Source organism: Rhizobium oryzihabitans (assembly GCF_010669145.1).
In the GTDB taxonomy this organism is placed as follows: domain Bacteria; phylum Pseudomonadota; class Alphaproteobacteria; order Rhizobiales; family Rhizobiaceae; genus Agrobacterium; species Agrobacterium oryzihabitans.
On sequence record NZ_CP048632.1, the window covers coordinates 2,164,884 to 2,175,000 of the forward strand.

Annotated in this window: 5 protein-coding genes, 1 tRNA gene, 2 rRNA genes, 2 pseudogenes and 1 riboswitch (1 of these 11 running past the window's edge); of the genes and pseudogenes, 1 reads left to right on the top strand and 9 read right to left on the bottom strand. The window is 57.5% G+C overall.

Annotated features, from left to right (window positions below; translation table 11 throughout):
- Nucleotides 1-9: 9 nt before the first annotated feature.
- The 5 genes and pseudogenes from nrdH to G3A56_RS11310 form a co-directional block, all read right to left on the bottom strand.
- The gene (gene nrdH, locus G3A56_RS11290) at nt 10-231 is read right to left on the bottom strand and encodes a glutaredoxin-like protein NrdH (RefSeq protein ID WP_003514250.1); all 222 of its coding nucleotides are present in this window, start codon (nt 229-231) and stop codon (nt 10-12) included.
- 254 nt (nt 232-485) lie between these two features.
- Nucleotides 486-710: riboswitch (cobalamin riboswitch) on the bottom strand.
- A gap of 132 nt (nt 711-842) precedes the next feature.
- Nucleotides 843-1,471: pseudogene (locus G3A56_RS11295) on the bottom strand (nucleoside triphosphate hydrolase).
- Entirely contained in the window at nt 1,468-2,250 is a 783-nt protein-coding gene (locus tag G3A56_RS11300; protein ID WP_035241325.1) for an ATP-binding cassette domain-containing protein, read from the bottom strand. Before G3A56_RS11300 ends, G3A56_RS11295 begins: the two are co-directional and overlap by 4 nt.
- Complete coding sequence (locus G3A56_RS11305; protein ID WP_035241323.1) at nt 2,250-3,332, bottom strand: ABC transporter permease; 1,083 nt, start codon at nt 3,330-3,332, stop codon at nt 2,250-2,252. The genes G3A56_RS11300 and G3A56_RS11305 overlap by 1 nt, the downstream gene beginning before the upstream one ends.
- A 223-nt stretch (nt 3,333-3,555) precedes the next feature.
- Nucleotides 3,556-4,578, bottom strand: coding sequence for a sugar ABC transporter substrate-binding protein (locus G3A56_RS11310; protein ID WP_082183342.1), 1,023 nt, complete (start codon nt 4,576-4,578; stop codon nt 3,556-3,558).
- 266 nt (nt 4,579-4,844) lie between these two features.
- Between G3A56_RS11310 and G3A56_RS11315 the strand changes: the two genes are divergently transcribed.
- Complete coding sequence (locus G3A56_RS11315; RefSeq protein ID WP_003492901.1) at nt 4,845-6,077, top strand: ROK family transcriptional regulator; 1,233 nt, start codon at nt 4,845-4,847, stop codon at nt 6,075-6,077.
- 51 nt (nt 6,078-6,128) lie between these two features.
- Here the strand turns inward: G3A56_RS11315 and recQ are convergent.
- The 4 genes and pseudogenes from recQ to G3A56_RS11335 all read right to left on the bottom strand — a co-directional run.
- Nucleotides 6,129-7,936, bottom strand: a pseudogene (recQ, locus tag G3A56_RS11320) (DNA helicase RecQ).
- Nucleotides 7,937-8,186: 250 nt separating this feature from the next.
- Nucleotides 8,187-8,263, bottom strand: a tRNA-Met gene (locus G3A56_RS11325).
- 224 nt (nt 8,264-8,487) lie between these two features.
- Nucleotides 8,488-8,602 (bottom strand): 5S ribosomal RNA (gene rrf / locus G3A56_RS11330).
- Between the two features lie 252 nt (nt 8,603-8,854).
- Nucleotides 8,855-10,117, bottom strand: a 23S ribosomal RNA gene (locus G3A56_RS11335) (it continues 1,623 nt past the right edge of the window).

The window sequence follows — 10,117 nt, forward strand, 5'->3', positions numbered from 1 at the left end:
CCCGCCGCCTCAGCTGATCGAGCCGATCATATCTGGACGGAAACCCGCCCAGTGGCGCTCGCCGGCGACGACCACCGGAACCTGCATGTAACCAAGGCCGCGAACGTGATCGAGCGCATCCGCATCTTCGGAAATATCGACGATCTCATAGCTCACGCCAATGCGATCGAGTGCGCGATAGGTGGCGGTGCATTGGACGCAGGCGGGCTTGCTGTAAACGGTGACGGTCATGATTTCCTCTTTCGAAGCCGCTTTTGCACACGGCTCAACATTGCCGATTGCGATCGCAATCGGTTGGCGATGGTTCTGTCATTCAGGTGGCGGGCACGGCCTTTAGCCGTGGAAAATCATTCTCTACGCCGACGAGCGCAGGAACTCAAAAAAATGCACTGGCATGACTTCACCCCGAAGCTTGTTCTGGAGGGGGCAGAAAAGGGCGCACGCAAATCATTTGCGTCAACACCTTCCTCCGGACACCCCGCCCGTGGACGTTTGCGCTCAAGGCAGGTCTCCTGACTTGCGGGTCACAACATCTATTCCGGCCTTCCCGGAGCTTTCGGCTCCAGTGACCCAAATCGGAACGATGCTCACCGCTTACAGTTGCGGGGGCAGTTTCGGCCTTGCTCCGCCATTAATGGCGTTACGCACCGAATTCCCGTCTTAGCTCCCGACGCTTGCGAATCGGAAGAACCTCGAACACCACATATAGTATATGAGGAAATTTTCTCGTCAATAAATAGACATGGAAAAGCCCCACCCTGTGGATCAAAAAGATTCAACACAGAGTCAACAAAGGCTTAACGATAAATGGAGTTGCCGCTCAAGACGGGAAAAGCGTTAATCTATTCCCAAATATCGATGCGAATATCGGCGGGGCGGGTGTTCTCGATTACCCTTTTTCCGTTGGGAAGATCGTTTTCAAAAAGTTTGGCGTGGATCGCAGCCGCATCGAGACCGTAACCCTGCCATCTGTTCCGCAGCCTCTCTTCGAGCACCGCGACGGACGGGCCAACGAAGATGGTGAGGTCAAAGCTGTCGGAAAGCGTGGTCCAGGGCGCTTCATTCAGCAGGAGATAATTGCCTTCGGCAAGGACAAAGCGTGTCTCTGGCGGGATAGCACGGGCGGAGGCGATGGCAATTTCGCGGGAACGGTCAAAAACCGGAACAAGCACCTCCTGTCCGCCCTTGCGAACGGCGGAGACGATATCGAGGAAACCACGCACATCGAAGGTTTCGGGAGCGCCCTTTCGCGGCAGCAGCCCCCGCTCTTCGAGAATGCCATTGTCCATATGAAAGCCATCCATCGGCAGGACGGCAGCCGTTTCGCTCCGCGCCAGCAGAGCGTCGCAGAGCGCATCCGCCAGCGTGGATTTGCCGGCCCCAGGGGACCGGCAATGGCGATGATGAAACGGGATTGGCCCTCTGCCCGCCGAAGAACGTCTTCGACGATCGTCTCAAGCTTCAGCGTCATGCGGCAAGCGTTTCCTTTGGCGCTTCCTTGGCGCCGGTCATGAAGGCAACGGCGTCGGACATGGTGTAATCCTTCGGATTGATGACGCACAGGCGCTTGCCCAGCCGGTGGATATGGATGCGATCCGCAACCTCGAAAACATGCGGCATGTTGTGCGAGATGAGAACGATCGGCAACCCGCGCGAGCGCACATCCAGAATAAGCTCCAGAACGCGGCGGCTTTCCTTGACGCCGAGTGCTGCGGTCGGCTCGTCGAGGATGACGACCTTGGAACCAAAGGCGGCCGCGCGCGCCACGGCGACACCCTGACGCTGGCCACCGGACAGGGTTTCCACCGCCTGATTGATGTTCTGGATCGTCATCAGGCCGAGTTCCGACAGTTTCTCGCGGGCGAATTTTTCCATGGCCGGTCGGTCCAGCGCCCGAAACAGGCTTCCCTGAATTCCGGGTTTTCGGATTTCCCGGCCGAGGAACATATTGTCGGCTATGGAAAGCGCCGGTGAGAGCGCGAGGTTCTGATAGACGGTCTCGATGCCAGCCTTGCGCGCCTCGATCGGCGAGCGGAATTGGACGGGCTGGCCCTCCAGTCGGATTTCCCCTTCATCGGGTGTCACCGCGCCGGAAATCGCCTTGATGAGAGAGGATTTGCCGGCGCCGTTATCGCCGATCACCGCCAGGATTTCGCCCGGATAGAGATCGAAATCGGCATGGTCGAGAGCGGTCACGCGACCATAACGCTTGACGAGATTGCGTGCTGTGAGAATGGGTTCTTTTGCCATCAGCCTGCTACCTTTCTGATCCACTGGTCGATTGCGACAGCCATGATGATGAGGACGCCGATCAACAGATAGGTCCATTGCGGGTCTGTTCCGATAAGCCGGAGGCCGAGCGAGAAGACGCCGACGATCAGGGCGCCGAAAATCATGCCCATGATGGAGCCGCGCCCACCGAACAGCGACAGGCCGCCGATAACCACCGCAGTGATGGATTCGATATTGGCAAATTGACCGGCTGTCGGCGAAACCGAACCGATACGGCCGATGAGGGCCCAGCCAGCGAAGGCGCAGATGAGACCGGAGAGCGTGTAAACCGTCGTCAGCATGCGCTTGACGTTGACGCCGGCAAGTTCGGCGGCATCCGGATCGTCACCCACCGCATAAAGATGACGGCCCCAGGCGGTTCGGTTGAGCACATACCAGAGCAAGGCGACGAGCAGAACCATGGCTATGACGCCATAGGTGAAGACCGCATTGCCAAAACGGATATTGGCGCCGAAGAATTGCAGGATCGGCGCCTGCTGGGCGATGTCCTGGGCGCGGATCGTCTCATTGGCGGAGTAGAGGAAGTTGGTCGCCAGGACGATCTGCCACATGCCGAGCGTGACGATGAAAGGCGGCAGCCGCATGCGCGAAACCAGGATGCCGTTGATGAAACCGCAGAATGCGCCAACGGCAAGGCCGCAGAGAATGGCAAGCTCCGCCGGCAAACCGTAGCGGAAGGTGAACTGCCCCATGACGACGGAGGACAGAACCATGATCGCACCGACCGAGAGATCGATACCCGCCGTCAGGATGACCAGCGACTGCGCCGCGCCGACGATGCCGACGATCGCCACCTGCTGCAGGATGAGGGTCAGCGAAAAGGCCGAAAAGAACTTGCCGCCGAGGAGCAGGCCGAAAACAGTCAGCGACAGCACCAGAACGATAAGCGGCACGGCGGCCGGGCTGGAATGGAGAAAATGCTGAAATTTTTCCAGCGTACTCTTGTCATGCGTGTCGAAAGCGGCGACCTGCGTCGAACTTTCCGAGAGCACTTTTTCGAATTCATTATGCGGCTGAGCCCGCACCGGCTGATCGCTCATGGATTTTCCTCCCGATCGCTCCATCGCATCGGCCCCGAAACGGGAAACTGTCTCCAAAGAGAATGATGCGTAGATTCAAAGTGTTGTGAGGCAGCCTCTGTCATCCCTTCAGGATGCGGCATGCCCGTTTGTTCCTTTGTCCGATCCCCCGGATCGTGCCTGAAATCATTCTGGGTCCAAGGGCGGGGCAAAGATTGCCCCCGCGGGTTTCAACGGCGAGGCATCAGCCCCAGCACTTGTTGAGACCTTCCTTCGTGTCGATGGAATCGAGGCCCTTGACCGGCTTGTCGGTCACCAGCGTCACGCCGGTATCGACGAAGTTCTTGCCTTCGGTTGGCTTCGGCTTTTCACCCGTATCGGCGAACTTCTTGACGGCTTCCACGCCGAGCGCCGCCATCAGCAGCGGATATTGCTGCGAGGTCGCGCCGATCACGCCTTCAGCAACGTTCTTGACACCCGGGCAACCGCCATCAACGGACACGATCAGCACGTCCTTTTCACGACCGACCGCTTTCAGCGCCTCGTAAGCACCGGCAGCTGCGGGCTCATTGATGGTGTGAACGACGTTGATGGTCGGATCCTTCTGCAGGAGGTTTTCCATGGCCGCACGGCCACCTTCCTCGTTGCCATTGGTGACGTCATGGCCAACGATGCGGGGATCGTTCTCATCGCCGATCTTGTTGATGTCCTTCACATCAATGCCAAAGCCCTTCATGAAGCCCTGATTGCGCAGCACATCCACAGTCGGCTGGGAGGGGGTGAGGTTGAGGAAGGCGATTTTCGCGTCCTTGGCCTTGTCGCCGAGGGTGCCGGCCGCCCATTTGCCGATCAGTTCACCGGCCAGAAGATTGTCGGTGGCGAAAGTGGAATCGGCGGCATCTACGGGCTCCAGAGGTGTATCGAGAGCGATGACCAGAAGACCGGCGTCACGCGCCTTCTGCACGGCCGGAACGATGCCCTTGGTGTCGGATGCGGTGATCAGGATACCCTTGGCGCCATCGGCGATGCAGGTCTCGATGGCAGCAACCTGGCTTTCGGAATCACCGTCGATCTTGCCGGCATAGGATTTCAGCGTCACGCCGAGTTCTTTAGCCTTGGCGGTCGCACCTTCCTTCATCTTGACGAAAAAGGGATTGGTATCTGTTTTGGTGATGAGGCACACCGACGTATCGGCGGCGGACGCGACGGAAGCGAAAGAAACGCCAAGCGCAAGCGCGCCCAGAAGAGCGGAAACAGTGGTCTTCATTTGTGATCCTCCCAATGGATATTTAAGCACCGTGACGGTTACTCGACGATCCGTCTCCTCCGAGAACAGTGACCGTTGGCACAGATGGAACCACCAAAGGAAACGGCTGTCAATAAATAAATCCGATTGAATTATTAATTCGATATGGCATTCTAATATACGGCAGGGAGGAATATCGCCGCGTCGTTTAACGTTGCGATAGCAAGATTGCCATAAAGCCTGCGAGTATCGGTCATGTACGGATATGCGGGCGGGAGGATGACATTATGAGACAATCTGTCGAGACGGCGCCGCCAACGCCGCCCACCACCATGGATATGAGCGGCGGCGCCAACCAGATCGGGGTGCGCGCCTATAATGAGCGGCTCGTGCTTTCCCTCGTTCGCCGTCATGGCGGATTGTCGAAGGCTGAAATCTCCAGGCTCTGTGGTCTCTCGGCACAGACCGTCTCCGTCATCATGCGCTCACTCGAAAAGGATGGTCTTCTCATTCGTGGTGAAAGGCTGCGCGGCAAGGTGGGGCAGCCATCCACACCGATGCGCCTCAACCCCGACGCCGTGTTCTCTTTCGGCGTCAAGATCGGCCGGCGCAGCGTCGATCTCGTGCTTATGGATTTTGTCGGCCGGATCAGGCTCAAGCTGCGCAGAACCTATCCCTACCCCATGCCGGAATGGATATTGCCCTTTGTGACAGAGGGCATAACGGAACTCGAAACGAAGCTGTCTCCCGCCGAACGCCAGAAAATTGCGGGCGTCGGCATCGCCGCGCCATTTGAGTTGTGGAACTGGGCGCAGGAGGTGGGTGCACCGCAAATTGAAATGGAACGGTGGCGGGGCGTCGATATCCGCTCGGAAATTGCCGAAAATGTCAGCTATCCGGTTTTCCTGCAGAATGATGCCACCAGCGCCTGTGGCGCCGAACTGGTTTTTGGCGCGGGCCAGAACTATGCGGACTTTCTCTATATCTTTATCGGCTCCTTCATCGGCGGTGGCGTTGTTTTGAATTCGGCGCTGTTTTCCGGAAAGACGGGAACGGCCGGCGCGATCGGCCCCCTGCCGGTGCAGGGGCAGGATGGTAATACGGTTCAGCTTCTGAAGATCGCGTCGATCTTCGTTCTGGAAAACATGCTGCGCGAAAAGGACATCGATCCGCGCCCCCTCTGGTTTTCACCCGACGAATGGATCGATTTTGGTGAGCCGCTGGAAAGCTGGATCACCAAAACCGCCGCCGCACTAGCTCAGGCCGTCATTGCCGCCGCCTCCATCATCGATTTTTCCAGCGTGATCATCGATGGCGGTTTTCCCGGCTGGGTCAGAACCCGAATAGTTGCCGCCACCCGGCTCGCCCTCAAGCACCACGATCTTCAGGGCGTCACATTGCCGGAGATCATCGAAGGCGTGGTTGGCAGCCAGGCCCGGGCGATCGGGGGAGCAAGCCTACCGCTGTTTTCCCGATATCTCATCGATCAGAACGTGCTGTTCAAGGATACGACAGGCTGAGGCTTGCGGCTTCGGTGATATTTCACGCAACTCTTTGCCGGATTCAAGCGTTCAATCGCTGGCGGCATGTTCCACGATAGCCGCCAGAAAAGCCGGACCGTATCGTTCGAGCTTGGTGTCTCCCACTCCTGGTATCTGCGCCATTTCGCGCGCCGAGGCCGGTCTTGCGGCTGCAAGCTCGATAAGCGTCTTATCGTGGAAAATCACATAGGGCGGAACGTTCTGCGCGCGGGCAATTTCCATGCGCTTCGCACGCAGTGCCTCGAAGAGACTGCGATCGGCCTCCGGCAAAACCGCAGAGGCGGGCTTGCGGGTTGCCTGTTGTCGCGTTGATCGGGGGGCGGATGGTATCCTCAGCATCAGGGAAGGTTTTTCCCGCAGGAACCGCCTTCCTTCCTCGGAAATAGACAATCCACCGTGACCGGACAGATCGACCTCAATCAGGCGCAGCGCAACCATCTGGCGCAGAATGGCTCGCCAGGTGCGGTTGTCATGCTCCTTGCCGATCCCGTAAGTCGTGATGCGGTCATGCCCGAAACTGGAGATCCGCTCATCCTCCACTCCCAGCAATACGCGGATGACATAGGCCTGACCGAAACGCTCGCCGGTGCGATAAATACAGGAAAGCAGCTTCTGCGCGGCGATGGCCCCATCAAACAGGTCCGGCGGCTCCGCGCAGGTGTCGCAATTGCCGCATGGCTCACAGCGATCGCCGAAATAGGACAACAGCACCTGCCTGCGACAACCGGCGGTTTCCGCAAGACCGAGCAGCGCATCGAGCTTCTGGCGCTCCATATATTTACGCTGATCCCCAGCGTCGGACTCTTCGATAAAGCGGTTACGCAGGGCAATATCCTCATAACCGTAGAGCATGAGTACCTCTGACGGCAGGCCATCACGGCCGGCGCGGCCGGTTTCCTGATAATAAGCTTCGATGCTGCCGGGCAGATCAATATGCACAACGAAACGTACATCTGGCTTGTCGATGCCCATGCCGAAGGCAACGGTTGCAACGATGATGACCGCCTCGCCGTGCTGGAAACGGGTCTGGTTCGCCTCGCGGGCAGATTTATCCATGCCGGCGTGATAGGGCAGCGCATCGCGACCTTCCTCGCGCAGCCACGCCGCCGTCTCGTCGACCTTGCGTTTGGAAAGGCAATAAACGATACCGCTTTCCTCTTCGCGACCTCTCAGAAAGCGCTTCAGCTGCGCGCGGGGATTATCCTTTTCCATGATCGCGTAGCGGATATTGGGGCGATCAAAGCCCGCGATAAAGGCGTCGCTTCCTTCGATCCCTAGATGCCCTAAAATTTCCGCGCGGGTTGGCTCGTCCGCAGTCGCCGTCAGCGCCATGCGTGGCGTATCCGGAAAGCGTTCGATCAGCGCGTCAAGCTGGCGGTATGGCGGGCGGAAATCATGCCCCCATTGCGACAGGCAATGAGCCTCGTCGACCGCAATCAGCGACAGGGTAATCGGTTGAAGCGCATCCAGAACATCGGGCTTGAGTAGCGTCTCCGGCGCCGCATAAAGAATGTCGACTTTACCCGCACGCATATCCTGCCAAAGCGCCCGTCGCTCGTCCGGCAAAAGATCGGAATTCAGAGCTTCAGCCCGCACGCCCGCCTGACGCAGGGCGGCTACCTGATCGACCATCAACGCGATCAGGGGCGAAACGATCAACCCCATGCCGTTACGGGCGAGCGCCGGGATCTGGTAACAAAGCGACTTCCCGCCCCGGTCGGCATCAACACGAAAGCATTGTTGCCCGCCATCACATGCCGAATGATTTCGGCCTGCTGCCCGCGAAACGTATCATAGCCATAGACGGCCTTGAGGATCTGCAAAGGATCGGTGGTCACGGCGGCTTTCTTCTGAGCTGGACGGTTGGCGCATCATGGCCAAATCCGGGTCTATCGCAATGCCGAAAGGCTGAATCAGCCGCATAAAACGAGTGGGAATTGCAGGTTTATTGCTTACCCTGTTTCAACAGCCTCACATCTTATCCATCGGACAAGGATTTAGCCGGTTTGATCGCCGTGTGGCTTATTGCGACTGCTGGAAACACAAAAGCCGCCCTTGAGGGCGGCTTTTAATGGATGCTGTACTATTTGGTTGCGGGGGCAGGATTTGAACCTGCGGCCTTCAGGTTATGAGCCTGACGAGCTACCGGGCTGCTCCACCCCGCGTTACCGGCGTAAATCCCTATTGGATTTATCGCGACTGCATCACAGCGAAGCTGTGATCTATACTGCCGGATCAAATTGCCGAAGGCGATTTGTCTCCTGTGAGGGACGCACGAGGCGTTTGCCTTATGGTTTTATGTCCCGGAATGCAAAAAGGCCGCTTGATGCGGCCCTTGGTATCGGCTGGGCCGAAGTGTGATTGAGAAGATGTTTGTTGCGTTTTGCAGACCTGGCAGCGACCTACTCTCCCGCGTCTTGAGACGAAGTACCATTGGCGCTGGGGCGTTTCACGGCCGTGTTCGGAAAGGGAACGGGTGCAGCCGCCCCGCGATAACCACCAGGTCGGCAAAACGCAACAGAGTTCATGTTTTCACATGAGTGTTGTTTTCGAGAAGCTGGGAAGCTTGCGCTTCATTTAATTTAACACGTCTTTCTGTGACCCGTCCGTATTGCTCCCTTGCTCAACAATGAGCGTGGCAGCCATACAGACCAGAGGTCGTCGCGCCCTATGGCGCGGCCCGTCCGGAGCCCTTCGGGCGTCAGGACAGAACAATGATGTCATCAAGCTTTGCTTGATGAACATATTCAATGGGAACGAAGAAGTCGATCGAGCTATTAGTAACGGTAAGCTTCACATGTTGCCATGCTTCCACACCCGTCCTATCAACGTGGTCGTCTTCCACGGCTCTGATAGGGAACACTCGTTTTCAGGTTGGTTTCCCGCTTAGATGCCTTCAGCGGTTATCCATTCCGTATATAGCTACTCTGCTATGCCCTTGGCAGGACAACAGATCCACCAGAGATACGTCCATCCCGGTCCTCTCGTACTAGGGACAGATCCTGTCAATATTCCTACACCCACGGCAGATAGGGACCGAACTGTCTCACGACGTTCTGAACCCAACTCACGTACCGCTTTAAATGGCGAACAGCCATACCCTTGGGACCTGCTCCAGCCCCAGGATGCGATGAGTCGACATCGAGGTGCCAAACAACCCCGTCGATATGGACTCTTGGGGGTCATCAGCCTGTTATCCCCGGCGTACCTTTTATCCGTTGAGCGATGGCCCTTCCACACGGGACCACCGGATCACTATGACCGACTTTCGTCTCTGCTCGACTTGTCAGTCTCGCAGTCAGGCGGGCTTATGCCATTGCACTCGACGACCGATTTCCGACCGGTCTGAGCCCACCATCGCGCGCCTCCGTTACTCTTTCGGAGGCGACCGCCCCAGTCAAACTACCCACCATACACTGTCCCGGATCCGGATAACGGACCGCGGTTAGACATCCACGAAGATAAGGGTGGTATTTCAAGGATGGCTCCACAGGAACTGGCGTCCCTGCTTCAAAGCCTACCACCTATCCTACACATGCCTTGGCGAATGCCAGTGTAAAGCTATAGTAAAGGTGCACGGGGTCTTTCCGTCTGACCGCAGGAACCCCGCATCTTCACGGGGAATTCAATTTCACTGAGTCTATGTTGGAGACAGCGGGGAAGTCGTTACGCCATTCGTGCAGGTCGGAACTTACCCGACAAGGAATTTCGCTACCTTAGGACCGTTATAGTTACGGCCGCCGTTTACTGGGGCTTCAGTTCAGAGCTTGCACCCCTCCCTTTAACCTTCCAGCACCGGGCAGGCGTCAGACCCTATACGTCGTATTGCTACTTCGCAGAGCCCTGTGTTTTTGATAAACAGTCGCTACCCCCTGGTCTGTGCCACCCCATCATAGTTGCCTAAAATGGGGTCACGCTTCTTCCGAAGTTACGCGTGCAATTTGCCGAGTTCCTTCAACATAGTTCTCTCAAGCGCCTTGGTATACTCTACCTGACCACCTGTGTCGGTTTCGGGTACG